Genomic DNA, 18,483 nt, shown 5'->3' with positions numbered 1-18,483 from the left:
CTTCGTGCCCGTTCACGACGATCGATACCGGTCGCTGCCGGGAATCTGCGGCGTTTGCCGGGACCGATCACCGCCGGACGCTTGTGGCGTCTGTGGCATCTGTGGTGTCTGTGGCTCTCGGTAGTGGTGATACGCGTGATGTGCCCCGAACCCCATCCCGCCGTACAGCGCACGCGCCCCCGCGTTGTCGGCCTCCACCTGGAGCCAGGCCGCCGAGGCACCCTCGTCCAGGGCACGGCGGGCCAGCGCGGCCATCACAGTCGTGGCGAGCCCCTGCCGCCGGTACGCCGGGTCGACCTCGACGGCGGCGAAACCGGCCCACCGCCCGTCCACCACGCACCGCCCGATCGCGGCCGGAGCGGCCCCCGCCGCGCCCGGCACCGTCGCGAACCACGCCGAGGGCCCGCTCCCCAGCACCGCCAGGGCCACCTCGCTCAGCCCCTTGCGCTGGTAGCGGTCCAGCCAGGCCGCGTCCGCCTCGCGGGAGACCACGACAGCGGGAGCCTCCCGGTCCCCGACCGGCGCGAGCGCCCCGACCCACAGCTCGGCCGTCACCTCACGTGCCCACCCGCGTGCCTCCAGCTCGGCGCACAGCAGCTCCTGCGTGCCCTCGGCCCCGGTGGCGGTCTGGACGTACGCGGGCAGGCCACGGGCGGCGTACCAGCCCCGTACGTACGTCAGAGCCTCGTCCAGTGGCAGCCCGGCCTCGCCGAGCGGCAGCACGGAGTTGGCGCGCCGGGTGAACCCGGAGGCCGCCCGCAGCTCCCACGCACCGAGCCGCTCACTCTCCACCGGCCGCCAGGCCCGTGCGGAGACCCGCGCCAGTTCCTCGTACGACGCCGCCGGCCCGCGCCGCCGCGCCGGAGCGGACGGCACGACCTTCCCCGCGACCAGCGAGGATTCCGAAATACGGACGCGTTCGCCGGTCCGCCGTGTGATCGTCAACACACTGTCGTCCCATGATGTGAGAACACCCACCGTGTCAGTGAATTTCTCCCCGTCGGCGGCACCCGTGTATCGCCGTCGGACCGAGACGCGTTTGCCCACGTCAGCAGCGGTGATGCGGACCTCAAGGCGACCGGACGCAGAGATTTCCACAGGTCAGTTCACCCCTCCTGTTCGGATCAGGACCAAGAACGGAGATACTAGGTGTGGGCATCGACGACGCCGCGCTTCCGCGCGCCAGGCGGCGGAGCCTATGGAGGCCCGCCAGCGCCCTATCGAGGAGGAACGACAGCGTGACCTACGTCATCGCGCAGCCTTGTGTCGACGTCAAGGACAAGGCGTGCATCGAGGAGTGCCCGGTCGACTGCATCTACGAGGGCTCCCGGTCCTTGTACATCCACCCGGACGAATGCGTCGACTGTGGAGCCTGTGAGCCGGTGTGCCCGGTCGAGGCGATCTTCTACGAGGACGACACTCCCGAGGAGTGGAAGGACTATTACAAGGCGAACGTCGAGTTCTTCGACGAGCTCGGCTCGCCCGGCGGCGCCAGCAAGCTCGGCCTGATCGAGCGCGACCACCCCTTCGTCGCAGCGCTCCCGCCGCAGAACCAGTAAGCGGCCCGCACCCACGCGCCGCCTCGGTCCCGTACGGCCTGATCGCCTTGATCGCCGTACGGGACCGAGGCGTTTGCCGTACCGGTGAGCACAGCGACTGCACGTGAGTGCAGCGAGTACCAGCGATACGTATGGGCCCCAGGCCGCCGTACGTTCGAGAAAGTGAGCCCATCCCGTGTCCGCAGTCACCGACCGGCTTCCCGCCTTCCCCTGGGACAAGCTTGAGCCCTACAAGGCGACGGCCGCCGCCCACCCGGGCGGCATCGTCGACCTGTCCGTCGGCACCCCTGTCGACCCGGTGCCCGAGCTGATCCAGAAAGCTCTGGTGGCGGCCGCGGACTCGCCGGGCTATCCCACGGTGTGGGGCACCCCCGAGCTGCGCGACGCGCTCACGGGCTGGGTGGAACGACGGCTCGGCGCACGGGACGTCACCCACCACCACGTACTCCCGATCGTCGGCTCCAAGGAACTGGTCGCCTGGCTCCCGACCCAGCTCGGCCTGGGCCCCGGGGACAAGGTCGCCTACCCGCGCCTGGCGTACCCGACATACGAGGTCGGCGCCCGCCTGGCCCAGGCGGACCACGTGGCGTACGACGACCCGACGGACCTGGACCCGACGGGCCTGAAGCTCCTCTGGCTGAACTCCCCGTCGAACCCGACGGGCCGCGTCCTGTCCCGGGCCGAGCTCACCCGGATCGTCGCCTGGGCCCGGGAGCACGGCATCCTCGTCTTCTCCGACGAGTGCTACATCGAACTGGGCTGGGAGGCCGACCCGGTCTCGGTCCTCCACCCGGACGTGTGCGGCGGCTCGTACGAGGGGATCGTCTCGGTCCACTCGCTCTCGAAGCGGTCGAACCTGGCCGGCTACCGCGCCGCGTTCCTCGCCGGCGACCCGGCCGTCCTCGGCGACCTCCTCCAGATCCGCAAGCACGGCGGCCTGATGACCTCCGCGCCGACCCAGGCCGCGGTGGTCGCCGCCCTGTCCGACGACGCCCACGTCCGCGAACAGCGCGAGCGCTACGCCGCCCGCCGCACCGCCCTGCGCGACGCCCTGCTGCGGCACGGCTTCCGCATCGAACAGAGCGAGGCCAGCCTCTATCTCTGGGCCACCCGGGACGAGTCCTGCTGGACCACCGTCGCCCACCTCGCCGACCTCGGCATCCTCGTCGCCCCGGGCGACTTCTACGGCCCAGCGGGCGAGAACTTCGTACGCGTGGCTCTCACGGCGACGGACGAGAGAGTGACGGCAGCGGTGGACCGCCTGGCGGGATAACCCGCTGCCGACTGCCGACTGCCGTTGCTGTCGGCGCGGCTACCGCTTTTGCTACCGCTGTGGGCAATCGTCCCGCAGGGCGGGACGGGTGGGCACGGCCGACAGCGCCGGGTGCCGTGTGAGCAGGGCCCAGCTCCCGCAGGGGCACAGCGAAACGGGGGTCCAGGGAAACAGCTTCCCTGGACCCCCGTAGCCGTACAGCCTCGGCGCCTAGCCGAGCGGCAGCCCCTTCAGCGGCAGCTGCTCCGTGGGCAGTCCGCCCTTGGTGACGGCGTCGGTCGGCAGCCCCTTGGTAACCGCGTCCGTCGGAAGGCCGGCTCCCGCCGCCTTGGCGGTGTCACCGACCAGGCCTCCGGCCTGCCCCGCGGTGTCACCGGCCACCTGCTGCGCGGCCGGCGTCGCCGTCTTGGCGACCTTCCCGCTGGTCTTGCCCGCGGCCGGCACTGTCTTCTTGACCGCGTCGCCGCCGGACTTGCCGGCGAGCCCGGTCACGTTCTGAGCCGCACCGTCGACCGTGTTGCCGACGCTCGCCCCGTCCAGGGCGGTCAGCCCGCCGAGGTTGGGGGTGGTCGGCAGTTCGGGCGCCGCGCTGGCGGAGCCGGCCGCACCGACCCCGGCAGCCGCTCCCGCTGCGACGAGCAGCGCGGCACGGGCGATCCGGCGGGTCAGGGGGAGGGACATGATGCTCCTTAGACGGAAGAGAACGGTGAAATATCCATCCAGGCCCGGCAGTTGACCAACAAGTTGTCGGCCTACCGTCGACCGACCGAAGGTGATCGTTCCGGACTCGGACGCAGTGACTACCGCTCGAAGCCCGCGAAGGTTGCGGTGATCCAACGTAAAGAGTTGGTAATGCGTCGCATAATCATCTGCGGACAAAGGTGGGTAAAAAGCACCCGGTCAGAAAGTCTGCCGAATCCTTACGCCCCTTTGTTTTCAAGGGATTCGGCGGAAACGGCAGCGACCGCGCGAAAACCCGCATCCATCGCCGTCGGCACTCGCCCCGGGTCCCCCCAACGGGTGAGGACCCGTACTACTGCCCGGTGACGATTCGGACCTCGGCGGTGGACGTCTCCGCGGCCGGGCCCCCGTTCGCGTCGGACGTACTCCACCTGCTGTCGGTGCTGCCGGCCGTCCACTCCCGCCCCGCGTACGAGACGCGGTCGATGTGCAGTACCGAGGAGTTGGCCACGGCCCAGTGCGCCAGCTCCCAGCCACGCTGCCCGACGGTGGCCGTGGTGGTGCTCCCGGAGGCTTCCGCGGACACGGGCAGGGTCACGGTCCGGCTCGCGGTGGTCGTCGAGGGGGAGGCCGAGGGGGAGGTCGGGGCCGAGGTCTCCGTGGCGCTCACATCCGCCCCCGCCTCCTGGAGCACATCACGCCCGAAGTCCCGTACGAGCGCGGACCGTACCGCGTCCGGGCCGCCCGCCGGGGTCGACCCGGCGGGGCCCTGGCAGGTGAGGGTGGCCGCCGAGCGGCCGGTCAGAGCCGCGGCCAGCAGTGTGGCGTCCGGCTCGTGCTTCGCGTACGCGTCAGGAAAGGCGCTGCGCTGCACGCGCTGCGCGGCAACCGTGAGCGGGAGCTGCGCATAGTCGTCGACCTTGGCCAGGTGCTCGTAGAAGATGTCCGCCGCGTACGTCGGATCCATGATCTCCGCCGTCGTGCCCCAGCCCTGCGAGGGCCGCTGCTGGAAGAGGCCGAGCGAGTCCCGGTCGCCGTGCTTGATGTTGCGCAGGCCCGACTCCTGGAGCGCGGTGGCCAGGGCGATGGTCACGGCTCGCTCGGGCATGTCACGGTTGGTGCCGACCGCCGAGATCGTCGCCGCGTTCACCGCCTGCTCCGGCGTGAACTCGTACGACTCGCCGTCGTTCCTGCCCGAGACGACCGTGCAACGGGGAACGCCCGGCCCTCCGGTGAGGTACTGCACCGTGAGATAGGCGGCGAGCGCGAGCAGGACCACGACGGCCCCTCCGAAACGGAGGAGGCGGCCGCGCCGGACGGGGGTGGGGGACGGCTCTGACACGTCGTACAAGGTACTGGAGGTCCATGTTGGAGATGTGTGGGGCTGTGGATAACCGGTTCGAGCCGATGGAGCCGTGAGCGCTAGGGTCGGCCGCATGGCCGATACCCCCCTTGACCTCACGCTGGACGCTGCCGAGTTGACCGCGCGGCTCGTCGACCTCCCCTCGGAGAGCGGCAGCGAGAAGCCCCTCGCGGACGCCGTCGAGACCGCGTTGCGTGCCCTGCCGCACCTGACGGTCGACCGGTACGGCAACAACGTCGTCGCGCGGACGAACCTGGGCCGCGCCGAGCGCGTCGTCCTGGCCGGCCACATCGACACGGTCCCCATCGCGGACAACGTCCCGTCCCGCCTCGACGAGGACGGCGTGCTCTGGGGCTGTGGCACCTGCGACATGAAGTCGGGGGTGGCGGTCCAGCTGCGCATCGCGGCCACGGTGCCCGCCCCCAACCGCGACCTCACTTTCGTCTTCTACGACAACGAAGAGGTCGCCGCACACCTGAACGGTCTGAAGCATGTGTCCGAAGCCCACCCCGACTGGCTGAAGGGCGACTTCGCGATCCTCCTGGAGCCGACGGACGGCCAGGTGGAGGGCGGCTGCCAGGGCACGCTCAGGGTGTTCCTGAAGTTCAAGGGGGAGCGGGCGCACTCCGCGCGCGCGTGGATGGGCTCCAACGCGATCCACGCGGCGGCCCCCGCCCTGGCCAAGCTGGCCGCGTACGAGCCGCGCACGCCTGTCGTGGACGGCCTGCGCTTCCACGAGGGCCTCAACGCCGTGCGCGTCGAAGGCGGCGTCGCCACGAACGTCATCCCCGACGCCTGCACCCTGGTCGTCAACTTCCGCTACGCGCCCGACCGCAGCGAGGCCGAGGCGGAGGCGTTCGTCCGCGACTACTTCGCGGACTGCGGCGTGGACGAGTTCATCGTCGACGACCACACCGGCGGAGCCCGCCCGGGCCTCACCCACCCGGCAGCGGCGGCCTTCATGGCGGCCGTCGGCGGTGAGGCCCGCCCCAAGTTCGGCTGGACCGACGTCGCCCGCTTCAGCGCGCTCGGGGTGCCGGCGGTGAACTACGGGCCCGGCGCCCAGCTGCTGGCCCACAAGGTGGATGAGCGGGTCAAGGCATCCGCGATCCCGGAGGCCGAGGAGCGGCTGCGCGCCTGGCTGACGGCCTGAGAGGCGGCCGAGACGCGAGCTGAGCCCTGCCGGTGTCCGGCGGACATGCTCGCGTCCCCCCTCCGTAACCCGCGTAGATCTACGCTGGGGTGGAACTACCGCAAGCGGAGGGAGCGCACATGGCTACTGGCAACCCCGAGGGCAAGAAGCGGCCACCGGAGGAGCAGCGGCTGGGACCGGTGCTGCGGAGGCGGGATCAGGTGCAGGCGAGCACCACGGACCAGCGCCTGCTGGACGCGGGCGGGCCCTCCGACTGGGTGCACACGGACCCCTGGCGGGTGCTCCGCATCCAGTCGGAGTTCATCGAGGGCTTCGGCACACTGGCCGAACTCCCGCCCGCGATCAGCGTGTTCGGATCCGCCCGTACGAAGGCGGACTCGCCCGAGTACGCGGCGGGCGTGGCGCTCGGCCGCGGTCTCGTCGAGGCCGGTTTCGCCGTGATCACCGGCGGTGGCCCGGGCGCCATGGAAGCCGCCAACAAGGGCGCCTGCGAGGCCAAGGGCATCTCCGTCGGCCTCGGCATCGAGCTGCCCTTCGAGCAGGGCCTCAACCAGTACGTCGACATCGGCCTCAACTTCCGGTACTTCTTCGTCCGCAAGATGATGTTCGTCAAGTACGCGCAGGGCTTCGTGGTCCTGCCCGGCGGACTCGGCACCCTGGACGAACTCTTCGAGGCGCTGACCCTGGTGCAGACCCAGAAGGTCACCCGCTTCCCCATCGTCCTCTTCGGCACGGAGTACTGGGGCGGCCTGGTCGACTGGCTCAAGAACACCCTCATCGCCCAGGGCAAGGCCTCGGAGAAGGACCTGCTTCTCTTCCACCTGACGGACGACGTGGACGAGGCGGTGTCGCTGGTGTCGAAGGAAGCGGGACGGTAGCAGTTTTCGGCCCGTCCGGCGTTTGAGGACGAGCGCGTTCAGCGCGATTGCGGGGGTCTGGGGGCGGTAGCCCCCAGATACGGGACGGGTAGGGGCGGAGGGGGCGAACAAACCCCTACGCCAGCCCCCGCCGCGCCACAGCCGGCGCCCGACGCCCCGCGATCGACGCCACCATGTCCAGCACCTGCCGGGTCTCCGCGACCTCGTGGACGCGGTACACCTGCGCCCCCAGCCACGCCGAGACGGCGGTGGTCGCCAGCGTCCCCACCACCCGCTCCTTCACCGGCTTGTCCAAGGTCTCGCCCACGAAGTCCTTGTTGGAGAGGGAGACGAGAACAGGCCACCCGGTGGACACCATCTCGCCGAGCCGCCGCGTCGCCTCCAGACTGTGCCGCGTGTTCTTCCCGAAGTCGTGCCCAGGATCGATCAGCACGGACTCCCGGGCCACGCCCAGCGACACCGCCCGCTCGGCAAGACCCAGGGTCACCCGGAGAATGTCGGCCATGACGTCGTCGTACGCGATCCGATGCGGACGCGTACGCGGCTCGGCGCCCCCGGCGTGGGTGCACACCAGCCCCACCCCGTACCGCGCGGCCACCTCGGCCAGCCGCGGATCCACCCCGCCCCACGCGTCGTTGAGCAGATCCGCCCCGACCTCGCAGACCGCCTCGGCGACCTCGTGCCGCCAGGTGTCGACGCTGATGATCACATCGGGGAAACGCCGCCGGACCTCGGCGACGAACCCGACCGTGCGACGCGCCTCCTCCTCGGCGGTCACCTCTTCCCCCGGCCCCGCCTTGACCCCGCCGATGTCGATGATGGCAGCGCCCTCGGACACCGCCTGTTCCACCCGGGCGAGCGCGGGCTCGTCGCGGAACGTGGACCCCTGGTCGTAGAAGGAGTCCGGGGTCCGGTTGACGATGGCCATGATCACCGGCTCGTGCGGGTCGAATTCGTGCCTGCCCAGCCTGAGCATCCCCTGTGACCTCTCCCAGTTGGTCCCGCTGATAAGCCGCCTGTGACCTTAACTGTCAGACTCGCATGGCACGATCGGACCCGACACTGTCAGCATCAGCACCAACCGCTTCAGCACAGTCCGCTGCAGCGCTATCCACGCCGGCGCGCCCCGCGTCGGCACCAGAGCGTGGGGACCTCAGCGATGTTCATGTTCTTGTTCCTGGTCGTCGCGCTCGCCGTCGTGGTCGCCGCGGTGACGGTGGCCGTGGTGGGCGGCGGCGAGAGCGCACCCCTCCCCGAGGCCGGGCCCGAGCGGCTGGTGGACCCGTTTCCGCCGGACCGTCCCGTGAACCGGGAGGATGTCGAGATCCTGCGCTTCCCCGTCGCCGTACGCGGTTACCGCATGGCGGACGTCGATGACGCCCTCGGCCGCCTCGGCGCCGAGATCGGCGAGCGGGACGCCCGGATCGCCGACCTGGAGGCGGCACTCGACGGCGCCAGGTCCGCTTCGGTCACCTCCACCTCGCTGCGGAAGCCCGTCGAGGAGGATCACCAGTGACCGACGCACTCGCGGGCGCTGACGGCGCGCTGCGCTGCCCCTGGGCGCTGTCGACCGAGGACTACGTGGCGTACCACGACGAGGAGTGGGGCCGCCCGGTCCACGGCGACGGCGCGCTGTACGAGCGGCTGTGCCTGGAGGCATTCCAGTCGGGCCTGTCCTGGATCACGATCCTGCGGCGCCGCGAGGGGTTCCGTGCCGCCTTCGCCGGCTTCGAGGTGGCCAAGGTGGCGACCTTCACCGACGCGGACAAGGAGCGCCTGCTCGCCGACCCCGGCATCATCCGCAACCGCGCCAAGATCGAGGCGACGGTCGCCAACGCGCGCGTGCTGAGCGACTGGGCACCGGGTGAGCTGGACGAGCTGATCTGGTCCTTCGCCCCCGCCCCGGCCGGCCGCCCGGCCCCGAAGAGGCTCGGCGACGTCCCGGCCGTCACCGACGAGTCGATCGCCCTCTCCAAGGCCCTCAAGAAGCGCGGCATCCGCTTCGTCGGCCCGACGACGGCGTACGCCCTGATGCAGGCATGCGGCCTGGTCAACGACCACTTGGTCGATTGCGTGTCCAGGAGTGCCCAGTAGGGCCGCAGAGAACTGCGCGACCGGCCACACCCGGCCCGCAGTTCCCCGCGAACCGTCACCGCCCCAGGTACTTCGGCTTCTCCTTGTTCACGAACGCCTGCACAGCGATCATGTGGTCCTCCGACTCGCCCGCCCAGGTCTGGAGCTCGTCCTCCTTCTCCAGGGACTCGTCCAGCGAGTGGGACAGGGCGTAGGCGAGGGACTCCTTCAGCGCGGCGTACGCGAGGGTCGGCCCCTCGGCCAGCGCGCGGGCCACCTGCTCCGCCTCGGCGCGCAACTCGCCCGGGGGCACAAGCCGGTTTGCGATCCCCAGGTCGAAGGCCTCCTGCGCCGTGATGTTGCGCGGAAAGAGCAGCAGATCGGCGGCGCGGCTCGGGCCGACGACCCGCGGCAGCGTCCAGGAGATGCCGGAGTCGGCGGTCAGTGCGACCCCGGCGAAGGACGTGTTGAAGGATGCGGTATCGGCCACGACGCGGTAGTCCGCGGCGAGCGCGAAACCGAATCCCGCCCCGGCCGCGACGCCGTTCACGGCGGCCACCACCGGTTTCGCCGCGCCGGTCAGCGCGCGCACGATCGGGTTGTAGTGGTCGTGCACGGTGCTCATGACGCCCTTGCCCGCGCCCGACTCGCGCGGCGCGAGCAGCCCGCCGACGTGCTCCTTGAGGTCCTGGCCCACGCAGAACGCCCGGTCACCGGCGGCGGTCAGCAGCACGGCCCGTACGGAGTCGTCGGCCGCGGCGGCCTGTGCCGCGTCCCGGAAGGCGACCTTGATCTCGGTGTTCAGCGCGTTCATCGCCTCGGGGCGGTTCAGCGTGATCGTCGCGAGTCCGTCGCTCACCTCGTAGAGCACGGTGTCGGCCATGGTGGGTTCCCCTCCGGTGTCGCGGCTCCGTCGTACCCGCCTACCCGCCGGTACGTCCTGCTTCCGAGGACAGCATGACGGAGATCACCGACAGCGGAGCCGTTCGGACATGTGACCTGCGTCAAAGAATTCGGGACCTTGGAAGGTCATGCGGCGGCGCAGTATCGCAGTCACATCGCCGAATTGAGTGGTTTTGCTCAAGCGCGTTGCGCAAGCGATGCCGACTGATGTTGGTCATCGGGTCCTGAGATGCGGGATAATGGCCTGGAAGCAATGTGTTCGATGCCGGTGACGCGTGTCCTATGAGGGGACGGGCGTGCCCTTCTAAGGGGCCGTCGGCGACGATGAGCTGGTTTCAGGAAGGGGAACGAGCATGGCGGCCATGAAGCCGCGGACGGGCGATGGCCCGCTCGAGGTGACCAAGGAGGGGCGGGGCATCGTCATGCGCGTTCCGCTCGAAGGCGGCGGACGGCTCGTCGTCGAGCTGACCCCTGACGAGGCCGACGCTCTTGGCGACGCCCTCAAGAAGGTCGTCGGCTGACGCGGGACGCGACCATACCCCTTCAGCTGCCCCGGCATCGCACGCGGTGCCGGGGCAGCTGTATTTGCGGGGTACGGCGTCGATGAAACCCCTGGTCAGGGGCGCTGGCCGAGGGTCATGGTCAGCGCTTGACCGCGCATAGCAGGCCGTCGCCGACCGGCAGCAGCGAGGGGATCAGATCCTGGCTCTCGCGCACCGCGCGCAACAGTTCGCGCAGCCGCCCGACCTCCGCGGGCTGTGGCCCGGAGTCCACCGTGCGGCCGTCCGCGAAGACGCCCTCGAAGACGACGAGCCCGCCCGGACGCAACAGGCGCAACGATTCAGCGAAGTACTCCAGACACTCCAGACGGTCGCCGTCGCAGAACACGAGGTCGTATCCGGAGTCCGCCAGCCGGGGCAGGACGTCGAGGGCGCGGCCCGGGATGAAGCGGGCGCGATTGCTCGCGAAGCCGGCCGCGCGGAAGGCCTGGCGGGCGAACTGCTGGCGCTCCGGCTCGGGATCCACCGTGGTCAGTACCCCGTCCGGCCGCATGCCGTTGAGCAGATGAATTCCGGATACCCCGGTCCCGGTCCCGATCTCCGCCACCGCCTTCGCGTCCACGGTGGCGGCGAGCAACCGCAGCGCGGCCCCGGTACCGGGCGACACCGAGCGCAGCCCTGCGTCCTGAGCCCGGTCCCGGGCCCAGAGCACTGCTTCGTCCTCGGCGGCAAAGGCGTCGGCGAACGCCGCCCAGCTTGGCTGCCGGTTGCCGGTAATGACGCTCTCCTGTCCCCGTAGATGCCTGGCCGTGACTGTATCCGTTGGCGCCGGGAACCCGCAGATGGGACCAGGCGTTTAGAGGGGTGGGGAAACGCACTGGGGGAAGCACATGGATCAGACCGCGGAGCAGGGCGGTGAGCAAGTGCTGACGCAGCGATATGAGCGCGTATCAAATTCTCGTAAAACCGCTTATCCGGAGCTAACGGGCGAGGTGGCTATGGTAGGGGCTCCACTGGACACCACCAGAGCCGACAGGGGAGGTGCGGCTGCGCCTGTGGATCGGGGAGGAGTGCTGCGGCGCTTTCTCAGGTCGGCGGGTGAGCCGAAATCCGTGACCAACACCGCTGACCGTTTCCACAGTGCCGACTCCGGGCAGACCGCGACGTTCACCACCGACGCGGAGTCGCCGGCGTGGACTCCGCCCACCTGGGAGGAGATCGTCAGCACGCACAGCGGCCGGGTGTACCGGCTCGCCTACCGCCTGACGGGCAACCAGCACGACGCCGAGGACCTGACACAAGAGGTCTTCGTCCGTGTCTTCCGCTCCCTGTCGACCTACACGCCCGGCACCTTCGAGGGCTGGCTGCACCGCATCACCACGAATCTCTTCCTGGACATGGTGCGCCGCAAGCAGCGCATCCGCTTCGACGCCCTCGGCGACGACGCGGCCGAGCGTCTGCCCAGCCGTGAGCCGTCCCCGCAGCAGGTCTTCAACGACGCGCACTTCGACGCGGACGTCCAGCAGGCGCTGGACACCCTCGCGCCCGAGTTCCGCGCCGCGGTCGTCCTCTGTGACATCGAGGGACTGTCGTACGAGGAGATCGCCGCGACCCTGGGCGTCAAGCTCGGCACGGTCCGCAGCCGGATCCACCGTGGCCGTTCGCAGCTGCGCAAAGCCCTCGCACACCGGTCTCCCGAGGCCCGTGCCGAGCGCCGCGGCTTCGCGGTGACCGGTGTGCCCGCGCTGGGAGGAGGGGGCGCGTCCGCGTGAGTGGATCACGTCCTACATCTGCTGAGCAGCATCTGGGAGACCGACTGTCCGCCCTCGTGGACGGAGAGCTCGGTCATGAGTCGCGCGAGCGCGTCCTGGCCCACCTCGCCACCTGTGCGAAGTGCAAGGCCGAGGCGGCAGCCCAGCGCCGACTGAAGAACGTGTTCGCGGAGATGGCCCCGCCGCCGCCCTCCGAAAGCTTCCTGGCCCGTCTCCAAGGGCTCCCCGGCGGAGGTGATTCCGGCACAAGCGCCGGCTCGCCGCTGGGCGGGGGAGCCTTCGGCGGAAGAATCCCCGGCGGCTCCGACGGCACCGGCATCTTCGGAGTGAGGGGCGAGTCCTTCGGCTACGTCCCCTCCGAACCCCACGCCGACGTGCTGCCCCCCTCCCCGGGGCGCGGCTTCCGTATCCATGACGTCAGCCGTCACGAGGCCGAGCGGTCGGCCTCGCGCGGGCTGCGCTTCGCCTTCGCCGCGGCGGGAGCCGTGTCGCTGGCCGCGGTCGCGCTCGGCGGGGTGTCGACCGGGACCACCGCTGACACCACGGCCGCGCGGGGCGAGTCCGGTACCGGAAGCAATGTGACGCCGACGCGTCCGCAGGGCGCAGGAACCTCGACGGCTCCTGACGCGCAGCGGCGCCGGTCCGTGGGGCCGCTCCTCGCACAGGGCAAGCCGACGCTCGGCCAGAACACGGTGGCGCCCACCGAGGTGTCCGCGCCGCTGCTGCCCGGAGTCCCCGCTCCGGCCGACCGCGCCCAGGAGGTCATGCACACGCTGACGGCCCCGGTGGTCGCCGGTGCCGCAGTGATGTCCCCGCTCATACGTCCGTTCACCGAGGTCGACCCGGTCGCACTGACTTCCTGGTCCACGGCGCCGGACATCACCACCCCGGGCCTTCTCGCGGCCCCCGGGCCCCTCTTGTCCCCCGCTTCCTCCCCGTCCCCCTCCGCACCCTCCTCCGGCACCATCCGCTGACCCGCCCTCTGCGCGGCGGCCCCTGAACCTGGTTGAATCCGGGGTGGGCCGCGTTCGCCGGAGGGATCGCGGGCGCGGAGTCGACAATCTGCGGCAACCGTCGGCGAGTTGTGCCCGGGGGCCAGGTGTGGGGAGAGCATGAACGACGGGAAGCCCACGAAGCCGAAGTGGTGGAGCCGGCCCCGGCCGCCGGTCGCCTCCGGGGAGGCCGGGACAGGCCCGTCCGAGGGCGCACGGATACCCGACGCCCAGACCGAGGGCGATTTCGAGCTTCAGCGACCTCTCGGGGACGGTGACCCGACGCCGCCCGGCGCGGACCCCGAGGGCGACTTCGAGTTGGCCGGGCCCCGGCCGTACGGCCGGGAAGACGCTGATCCCGGTGGGGCCGGTGACCATGCCGATGCCGATGCCGTTGATGTCTCGGCAGGGTCGGGCATCGGCGGCGACAGTGGCTTGGCAACGTCGGGCGCTGATGGTCACAGCACTTCGGCAGGGTCGGGTGCCGGTGTCGGCACCGGCGGCGACTTTGACCTGGCCGGCCCCGTTCCGGTCCACGGCGCAGCCGAGTCGAACGGCATCCCCGCCGACGGCCTTGCCAACCGCCCCGCGGCCTCTCCCACCGACCCCTCCGTCGAGCGCTCCGTGGCCCCTCCCACAGACCGCTCCGCCGACCATCCGTCCGAACTTCCCCCAGCTCTTCCTCCCGACCTTCCTCCCCACAGCCCTTCGGACCTTCCTGCGCGTGCTGTGTCGGCTGACCGGTCCTCGGTCGAGTTGTCTGCGGGTCTTCCTCCGGACCGTCCTTCGGACCTTCCTCCGCGTGCTGTGCCCGCTGACCGGACTCCGGTCGAGGTGTCTGCGGCTCTTCCTCCCCACAGCCCTTCCGACCTTCCTCCGCGTGCGGTGCCGGCCGACCGGTCCTCGGCCGAGGTGTCCGCGGCTCTTCCTCCGGACCGTCCTTCCGACCGCCCATCCCACGCCCTGCCCGCCGACCAGACCCCGGCAGGCCGCCCCAAGCCCCTGCACGCCCCCGACCCCTACAGCACCCCGCCCTACGGCGAACCGGGCCCCTGGGCGTCCGCCCCGCCCGTCCAGCACCCCGCGGTCACGCCCGCGCACGGCACCCACGTCCCGGCGGCGACCCCAGCGCCCCCAGCGACTCCGTCACCCACGACACCGGCTCACGGCACATACGAACCCCCCGCCCCGGCCCCTGCCGCACCCGCACCCCCCGCACCCACCCCCTGGCAGAACTACGACCCCTGGGCCGCCCCCGGCCCCCTCCAGCAGAACGGCGCGGTCGTCGTCACCAAGGCGCAGCAGCTCAGGCGTGCGAAGAAGGCGCTGGTCGCCGGGGCCGTGTTGATCGCGCTCGTCTCCGGAGGCGTCGGAGGGATCGTCGGGGTGTATCTGGAGCGGAACGGCGGGGTGAGTGACGTAGAGCTGCCGCAGGCCGGGAAGGAGGCGCCCGGGCGGGCTCCGGACAGCGTGGCCGGGATCGCGGCGCAGGCGCTGCCCAGCGTCGTCACCCTGCATGTGAGCGGGTCCGACCAGGAGGGCACCGGCACCGGGTTCGTGCTCGACGGCCAGGGGCACATCCTCACCAACAACCACGTGGTCGAACCGGCCGCCGACGGCGGCGACATATCCGTGACCTTCAGCAGCGGCGACACCGCCGAGGCGAAGGTGGTGGGGCGCGACAGCGGGTACGACCTCGCCGTCGTCCGGGTGTCCGGCGTCAGCGGCCTGGACCCCATGCCGCTGGGCAACTCCGACAACGTCCAGGTCGGCGACCCGGTCGTCGCCATCGGCGCGCCCTTCGACCTCGCCAACACCGTCACCTCCGGCATCATCAGCGCCAAGGAGCGGCCCATCACGGCGGGCGGGGAGAGCGGCGACGGCAGTGACGTCTCGTACGTGGACGCCTTGCAGACCGACGCTCCGATCAACCCCGGCAACTCCGGCGGCCCCCTCCTCGACTCCAGGGCCCGCGTCATCGGAATCAACAGCGCCATCCGCTCCGCGGACAGCGGTTCCGGCCCGGAGAGCGGTCAGGCAGGGTCGATCGGGCTCGGTTTCGCCATCCCCATCAACCAGGGCAAGCGCGTCGCCGAGGAGATCATCAACACCGGCAAGGCGACCCACCCCGTGATCGGGGTCACGCTCGACATGGAGTACGCGGGCGACGGCGCCAAGGTCGGGACACAGGGCGGCGACGGCGGTCCGGCGGTCACGGCGGGCGGCCCGGGCGCCAAGGCGGGCATCAAGACGGGCGACATCATCACCGAGGTCGACGGTCGGCGCGTGCACTCGGGCGAGGAGCTGATCGTGAGGGTCCGCGCCCACCGCCCCGGCGACACACTGCGGCTGACCCTCCTGCGTGGCGGTACGGAAAAGCAGCTCACGCTGGTCCTCGGTTCGGCCGACAGCGACTGACGGGAATCTCACGGAAAGACGGCCGAGGGCTGCCCTGAACGGCAAACATCGCGGAAAACCCGGCGTGTACATGAACCCGGAAGCCCCGGGACAGTTCCGGACGGACGGGATGGCCGGGTACCGTGGACACGGCCCGGACCACGGAAGAACCGCCGAGGGCCCGAGGACCGAGGACATCGCAAGGAGCTTCAGGTGTTCAATGACATAGGACCGCTCGAGGTCGTGGCGCTCGTTGTCCTCGCCGTGCTCGTCTTCGGTCCGGACAAGCTCCCGAAGATGATCCAGGATGTCACGCGCACGATCCGCAAGATCCGCGAGTTCTCGGAGAGTGCCAAGGCGGACATCCGCGAGGAACTCGGCCCGGGGTTCAAAGACTTCGAGTTCGAGGACCTCAACCCCAAGACGTTCATCCGCAAGCAGCTGGACAACGACGAGCTGGGGCTCAAGGAAATCCGCAACGGCTTCGACCTGAAGAAGGAGATGGCCGAGGTCACGGACGCGGTGCACGCCCGTGAGTCCGAAGCGTCCGCCGGCTCCTCCAGCCCTTCCGGTGGCTCCGTCGACATGACGAAGAAGCCCGAGAAGCTCGACCTCGCCAAGGACGAGCGCCCGCCCTTCGACGCGGACGCCACCTGAGCCGTACGAACGCGCCGCCTGAGGCCGTCGAGCGTGCCGCCTGAGGCCGTACGAGCGCGCCACCTGAGCCCGTACGAGCGCGCCACCTGTGTCGCAAGAGCGTGCCCCTGCGCCGTACGGGACGCGCCCTCTGCGCCGTAGACGGCCCTCGCCACAGGTGATCTGAGTCTCACACGGCCTCAAAACATACCCACGCGCCGGGCGGTTTCCCGGCTGCTCGGAGTGGTGTGGCTATGCTGCCCAGTTGTTGTGCGGACCGATAAGGACGCCCGAGGGGGGTGGGCCCACCGGTCCGACGAGAGCTAGGAGGCGTCCGGCAGATGGAGACGACAAGTCGGGTAGGCGCGCAGGCGCCGGCCGCGGAGGGCGGCCAGCAGGTCCCCTCCGCCCGGCGCACGGTCGACGGTTACCTGCTGGCGCCCTTCCCGTGGTACGGCCTCGACGAGGCCTTCACGGGACCGCGCTGGCTGATGCAGGTCGGTACCTCGGCGGACGGTGCCGTCGAGCACGGTTCGATCGGGCACGGCGAAGAGCCCAGCGTGCGTGGCGAGACGACGGAGGACAAGGAGCGCTTCGCGGTCGTGGTGACCGTCGCGGCCAGCCCCGTACGACGCAGCGCGGACGGTACGGGTCTGCTGGAGGCCACCTCGGTCTCCTCGGCGGCCTGGCTCGCGGGAGTGGGGCTGCTGTCCTTCACCTGGCCCGGCCAGATGGACCACACCCTGCGGGACGACTGGCTGGACCAGCAGACGGAAACGGCATGGGTCCTGGCCGACGACCTGAGCGGCGCCGAGTGGTCCTCCCTGTCCCTCCCCGTGGACGGTGTCCCCACGCCCTTCCACTACCGCGAGTCCGAGTTCGGCTGGGTCCTCGCGGGTTCCACCCAGGAGGGCGTCCACGTGGGCGCGTACGGGCGGGGCATGAGCGCGTACGGGCTGGGCTTCTCGGTGATCAAGGACATCGGGGCGTACGCCTAGGCGGCGGGCGTACGAGGCTACGAGGAGGGGGGCGCCGTCACTCAAGACGGCGCCCCCCTCTTTGTGGGGAGCGTTTCAACCTGCGGGCGCGTCGTGGTTGCTCGCGCCGTTCCCCGCGCCCTGAAGGGGCGCCTCCAGTCCCGTACTCAGAATTTGTTGCGCGGCGTGATCCCCAGGGACATGCCCGACAGGCCGCGGGCCCGGCCACCCAGCTTGCCGGCGATGGCGCGCAGGGCGGAGCCCGCCGGGGAGTCCGGGTCGGTCAGGACGACGGGCTTGCCCTCGTCGCCGCCCTCGCGGAGGCGGACGTCGATGGGGATGCTGCCGAGGACCGGGACGTGGGCGCCCGTGGTGCGGGTCAGGCCCTCGGCGACGGCCTGGCCGCCGCCCGTGCCGAAGATGTCGACCATCTCGCCGCAGTGCGGGCAGGGCAGGCCCGACATGTTCTCGACGACGCCGACGATCTTCTGGTGGGTCTGCACGGCGATGGAGCCCGCGCGCTCGGCGACCTCGGCGGCGGCCTGCTGAGGCGTCGTCACGACGAGGATCTCGGCGTTCGGGACGAGCTGCGCGACCGAGATCGCGATGTCGCCCGTGCCCGGCGGAAGGTCGAGGAGCAGTACGTCCAGGTCGCCCCAGAAGACGTCCGCCAGGAACTGCTGGAGGGCGCGGTGGAGCATCGGGCCGCGCCATACGACGGGCGCGTTGCCCGGCGTGAACATCCCGATCGAGATCACCTTCACGCCGTGCGCGGACGGCGGCATGATCATGTTCTCGACCTGGGTCGGCTTGCCGTCGGCGCCGAGCATGCGCGGCACGGAGTGGCCGTAGATGTCGGCGTCGACGACACCGACCTTGAGGCCGTCGGCCGCCATCGCCGCCGCAAGGTTCACCGTCACCGAGGACTTGCCGACGCCGCCCTTGCCGGAGGCGACCGCGTACACGCGCGTGAGCGAGCCGGGCTGGGCGAAGGGGACCTCGCGCTCGGCCGTCCCGCCGCGCAGCGCGGCCGCGAGCTCGCGGCGCTGTTCGTCGCCCATCACGTCCAGCGTCACGTCGACGTGCGTGACGCCCGCGACCGCCGCGACCGCGGCCGTCACGGTGTCCGTGATGGTCTGGCGCATAGGGCAGCCGGAGACGGTCAGATAGATAGTGACCGCGACTGCACCATCCGCAGCGATCTCAACCGATTTGACCATCCCCAGTTCGGTGATGGGTCGTTGGATCTCGGGGTCGTTCACCGTCGCCAGTGCTTCGCGCACCGCGTCTTCCGTAGCCACCATGCTGTCGATGGTACGGGGCTCC

General features: G+C 70.8%; 19 protein-coding genes. 12 read left to right on the top strand and 7 right to left on the bottom strand.

Annotated features, from left to right (window positions below):
• Positions 1 to 12: 12 nt before the first annotated feature.
• Entirely contained in the window at positions 13 to 1,098 is a 1,086-nt protein-coding gene (locus ACIPC1_RS08435) for a GNAT family N-acetyltransferase (protein WP_402514443.1), read from the bottom strand.
• 140 nt (positions 1,099 to 1,238) lie between these two features.
• Here ACIPC1_RS08435 and fdxA point away from each other — a divergent pair, with 140 nt between their 5' ends.
• The gene (fdxA, locus tag ACIPC1_RS08430) at positions 1,239 to 1,559 is read left to right on the top strand and encodes a ferredoxin (protein ID WP_019058397.1); all 321 of its coding nucleotides are present in this window, start codon (positions 1,239 to 1,241) and stop codon (positions 1,557 to 1,559) included.
• 175 nt (positions 1,560 to 1,734) lie between these two features.
• Positions 1,735 to 2,832 (top strand): bifunctional succinyldiaminopimelate transaminase/glutamate-prephenate aminotransferase, encoded by a 1,098-nt coding sequence (locus ACIPC1_RS08425; RefSeq protein ID WP_402514440.1) that lies wholly within the window; start codon positions 1,735 to 1,737, stop codon positions 2,830 to 2,832.
• A gap of 210 nt (positions 2,833 to 3,042) precedes the next feature.
• Here the strand turns inward: ACIPC1_RS08425 and ACIPC1_RS08420 are convergent, their stop codons facing one another.
• Together ACIPC1_RS08420 and ACIPC1_RS08415 are read right to left on the bottom strand one after the other, a co-directional pair.
• Entirely contained in the window at positions 3,043 to 3,513 is a 471-nt protein-coding gene (locus tag ACIPC1_RS08420; protein WP_384393016.1) for an ATP-binding protein, read from the bottom strand.
• Positions 3,514 to 3,865: 352 nt separating this feature from the next.
• Positions 3,866 to 4,855, bottom strand: coding sequence for a heavy metal transporter (locus tag ACIPC1_RS08415; protein WP_402514436.1), 990 nt, complete (start codon positions 4,853 to 4,855; stop codon positions 3,866 to 3,868).
• Positions 4,856 to 4,949: 94 nt separating this feature from the next.
• On the opposite strand from ACIPC1_RS08415, the gene dapE reads away from it, so the two are divergent.
• The gene (gene dapE, locus ACIPC1_RS08410) at positions 4,950 to 6,029 is read left to right on the top strand and encodes a succinyl-diaminopimelate desuccinylase (protein WP_402514435.1); all 1,080 of its coding nucleotides are present in this window, start codon (positions 4,950 to 4,952) and stop codon (positions 6,027 to 6,029) included.
• Between the two features lie 119 nt (positions 6,030 to 6,148).
• Positions 6,149 to 6,907, top strand: a complete 759-nt coding sequence (locus ACIPC1_RS08405) for a TIGR00730 family Rossman fold protein (protein ID WP_365435368.1) — start codon at positions 6,149 to 6,151, stop codon at positions 6,905 to 6,907.
• A gap of 115 nt (positions 6,908 to 7,022) precedes the next feature.
• Here the strand turns inward: ACIPC1_RS08405 and folP are convergent, their stop codons facing one another.
• Positions 7,023 to 7,883 carry a dihydropteroate synthase gene (gene folP, locus ACIPC1_RS08400; RefSeq protein WP_402514433.1) on the bottom strand — a complete coding sequence of 287 codons (861 nt, stop codon included), beginning with the start codon at positions 7,881 to 7,883 and terminating at the stop codon, positions 7,023 to 7,025.
• Between the two features lie 183 nt (positions 7,884 to 8,066).
• Between folP and ACIPC1_RS08395 the strand changes: the two genes are divergently transcribed.
• Together ACIPC1_RS08395 and ACIPC1_RS08390 are read left to right on the top strand one after the other, a co-directional pair.
• Entirely contained in the window at positions 8,067 to 8,423 is a 357-nt protein-coding gene (locus ACIPC1_RS08395; protein ID WP_402514431.1) for a DivIVA domain-containing protein, read from the top strand.
• Complete coding sequence (locus tag ACIPC1_RS08390) at positions 8,420 to 9,001, top strand: DNA-3-methyladenine glycosylase I (RefSeq protein ID WP_402514429.1); 582 nt, start codon at positions 8,420 to 8,422, stop codon at positions 8,999 to 9,001. Before ACIPC1_RS08395 ends, ACIPC1_RS08390 begins: the two co-directional genes overlap by 4 nt.
• A gap of 55 nt (positions 9,002 to 9,056) precedes the next feature.
• On the opposite strand, the gene ACIPC1_RS08385 is transcribed toward ACIPC1_RS08390, so the two are convergent.
• Positions 9,057 to 9,863 (bottom strand): enoyl-CoA hydratase/isomerase family protein, encoded by an 807-nt coding sequence (locus ACIPC1_RS08385; RefSeq protein WP_384393033.1) that lies wholly within the window; start codon positions 9,861 to 9,863, stop codon positions 9,057 to 9,059.
• A gap of 373 nt (positions 9,864 to 10,236) precedes the next feature.
• On the opposite strand from ACIPC1_RS08385, the gene ACIPC1_RS08380 reads away from it, so the two are divergent.
• The gene (locus ACIPC1_RS08380) at positions 10,237 to 10,404 is read left to right on the top strand and encodes a DUF3117 domain-containing protein (protein WP_003966491.1); all 168 of its coding nucleotides are present in this window, start codon (positions 10,237 to 10,239) and stop codon (positions 10,402 to 10,404) included.
• 121 nt (positions 10,405 to 10,525) lie between these two features.
• Here the strand turns inward: ACIPC1_RS08380 and ACIPC1_RS08375 are convergent, their stop codons facing one another.
• Entirely contained in the window at positions 10,526 to 11,227 is a 702-nt protein-coding gene (locus ACIPC1_RS08375) for an O-methyltransferase (RefSeq protein ID WP_402514876.1), read from the bottom strand.
• A gap of 226 nt (positions 11,228 to 11,453) precedes the next feature.
• On the opposite strand from ACIPC1_RS08375, the gene sigE reads away from it, so the two are divergent.
• The 5 genes from sigE to ACIPC1_RS08350 all read left to right on the top strand — a co-directional run bounded on the left by sigE (position 11,454) and on the right by ACIPC1_RS08350 (position 17,178).
• Positions 11,454 to 12,155 carry an RNA polymerase sigma factor SigE gene (sigE, locus tag ACIPC1_RS08370; protein WP_402514873.1) on the top strand — a complete coding sequence of 234 codons (702 nt, stop codon included), beginning with the start codon at positions 11,454 to 11,456 and terminating at the stop codon, positions 12,153 to 12,155.
• A complete protein-coding gene (locus ACIPC1_RS08365; protein ID WP_402514427.1) occupies positions 12,152 to 13,129 on the top strand; it encodes a zf-HC2 domain-containing protein in 978 nt (325 codons plus the stop codon). The genes sigE and ACIPC1_RS08365 overlap by 4 nt, the downstream gene beginning before the upstream one ends.
• Before the next feature lie 825 nt (positions 13,130 to 13,954).
• The gene (locus ACIPC1_RS08360) at positions 13,955 to 15,565 is read left to right on the top strand and encodes a trypsin-like peptidase domain-containing protein (protein WP_402514425.1); all 1,611 of its coding nucleotides are present in this window, start codon (positions 13,955 to 13,957) and stop codon (positions 15,563 to 15,565) included.
• 192 nt (positions 15,566 to 15,757) lie between these two features.
• Positions 15,758 to 16,201, top strand: a complete 444-nt coding sequence (locus tag ACIPC1_RS08355) for a sec-independent translocase (RefSeq protein WP_402514424.1) — start codon at positions 15,758 to 15,760, stop codon at positions 16,199 to 16,201.
• Positions 16,202 to 16,521: 320 nt separating this feature from the next.
• Positions 16,522 to 17,178, top strand: a complete 657-nt coding sequence (locus ACIPC1_RS08350; protein ID WP_402514422.1) for a hypothetical protein — start codon at positions 16,522 to 16,524, stop codon at positions 17,176 to 17,178.
• Positions 17,179 to 17,324: 146 nt separating this feature from the next.
• Here ACIPC1_RS08350 and ACIPC1_RS08345 read toward each other — a convergent pair whose 3' ends face one another.
• Positions 17,325 to 18,458 carry an Mrp/NBP35 family ATP-binding protein gene (locus ACIPC1_RS08345; RefSeq protein WP_384393694.1) on the bottom strand — a complete coding sequence of 378 codons (1,134 nt, stop codon included), beginning with the start codon at positions 18,456 to 18,458 and terminating at the stop codon, positions 17,325 to 17,327.
• Positions 18,459 to 18,483 lie beyond the last annotated feature (25 nt).

It is taken from the genome of Streptomyces sp. NPDC087263 (genome assembly GCF_044744645.1).
Classification (GTDB): Bacteria; Actinomycetota; Actinomycetes; order Streptomycetales; family Streptomycetaceae; genus Streptomyces.
Note: the sequence above shows the minus strand (reverse complement) of the source record. Positions and strands in the feature narration are given on the sequence as shown.

Coding starts and splice junctions, on each gene's coding strand:
- ACIPC1_RS08420 (WP_384393016.1), bottom strand. CDS start 3,513: ATGTCCCTCCCCCTGACCCGCCGGATCGCCCGTGCCGCGCTGCTCGTC.
- ACIPC1_RS08405 (WP_365435368.1), top strand. CDS start 6,149: ATGGCTACTGGCAACCCCGAGGGCAAGAAGCGGCCACCGGAGGAGCAG.
- folP (WP_402514433.1), bottom strand. CDS start 7,883: ATGCTCAGGCTGGGCAGGCACGAATTCGACCCGCACGAGCCGGTGATC.
- ACIPC1_RS08380 (WP_003966491.1), top strand. CDS start 10,237: ATGGCGGCCATGAAGCCGCGGACGGGCGATGGCCCGCTCGAGGTGACC.
- ACIPC1_RS08395 (WP_402514431.1), top strand. CDS start 8,067: ATGTTCATGTTCTTGTTCCTGGTCGTCGCGCTCGCCGTCGTGGTCGCC.
- dapE (WP_402514435.1), top strand. CDS start 4,950: ATGGCCGATACCCCCCTTGACCTCACGCTGGACGCTGCCGAGTTGACC.
- ACIPC1_RS08385 (WP_384393033.1), bottom strand. CDS start 9,863: ATGGCCGACACCGTGCTCTACGAGGTGAGCGACGGACTCGCGACGATC.
- ACIPC1_RS08350 (WP_402514422.1), top strand. CDS start 16,522: ATGGAGACGACAAGTCGGGTAGGCGCGCAGGCGCCGGCCGCGGAGGGC.